Genomic DNA, 1,080 nt, shown 5'->3' on the forward strand with positions numbered 1-1,080 from the left:
TGGCAGGTCCCCGATAGTCGGACCACCGCGTTCTAGAGCCACGGTGTGATTGATGTCAGTCGATCGCGCAGCCCACGGGTTGGTGCGTGTGGGTGCATTGGGCAGCGTACTCGGCGGGTGTCAGGTAGCCCAGGGACGAGTGCCGGTGCCGATTGTTGTGGTCGTCTTTGAAGTCTTCGATCACGACCCTCGCCTCGAGCAGGCTGGTCCAGTGATTGCGGTTGAGGCATTCCTTTCGTAGTCGGTTGTTGAAGGATTCGATGTGCCCGTTGTTCCATGGTGTGCCCGGCGGGATGTAGGCGATACCGATCCTGTCCCGGCAGAACTGTTGCAGCACAGAGGAAATGAACTCCGGTCCGTTGTCCATTCGCAGCACATGAGGCGGACCTCCCCACAGCGCGAACGCCTTGTCCAACTCCTCGGTCAGCCGCTGCGCGGTGATCGAGCGCTCCACGATGTTGAGCACCGACAGTCTGGTGTGTTCGTCGATCATCGAAGCAATCTTGATGGCCTTCCCATCGACCGTGGAATCGAACTGGAAATCCATAGCCCACACCACTTTCGGGGCATCGGCTTCGATCTGCGGGCACGAGCTGATGCCGGCGCGTTTGCGGGGATGGTAAATCCGAACCTGCAGACCCTCCTCCTTCCAGAGTCGGTGGACCTTTTTCTTGTTCACCGTCATGCCCTGATCGTGCTTCAGATGCGCCCAGGCGCGACGAAAACCGTGCAATGGATGCGTGCCTGCATATTTGCGGAGTGCGGCTCTGAGTGCGGCGTCGGGGTCGGCGGGTGTCTGCGCGACCGATGTTCGTGCATAGGTGGAGCGGGCAAGCCCAACTGCTCTGCACGCCAATCGTTTCGACATGCTCATCGTCGAAACGAGCATGTCGACAGCGCGGCGCTTGTCAGCTGGGCTCAAAATTTTCCCCGCGCCACCTCCCGAAGAGCGTCCTTCTCCAGCTCAGCGTCGGCAAGCAGTCGCTTGAGCTTGCCGTTCTGCTCCCGCAGCTCCTTGAGCTCTTTCGCGGCGTCGGTGTCCATCCCGCCGTACTGGCGGCGCCAGTTGTACAAGGTCGC

At 60.6% G+C, this 1,080-nt stretch carries 2 protein-coding genes; both read right to left on the reverse strand.

Annotated features, from left to right (window positions below; translation table 11 throughout):
* Positions 1-55: 55 nt before the first annotated feature.
* Positions 56-922, reverse strand: coding sequence for an IS3 family transposase (locus O1W68_RS21495; RefSeq protein ID WP_269307036.1), 867 nt, complete (start codon positions 920-922; stop codon positions 56-58).
* Positions 919-1,074, reverse strand: coding sequence for a transposase (locus O1W68_RS21655; protein WP_442972432.1), 156 nt, complete (start codon positions 1,072-1,074; stop codon positions 919-921). Before O1W68_RS21655 ends, O1W68_RS21495 begins: the two co-directional genes overlap by 4 nt.
* Between the last annotated feature and the right edge of the window lie 6 nt (positions 1,075-1,080).

Source organism: Rhodococcus sp. H36-A4 (genome assembly GCF_027158005.1).
Classification (GTDB): Bacteria; Actinomycetota; Actinomycetes; order Mycobacteriales; family Mycobacteriaceae; genus Rhodococcoides.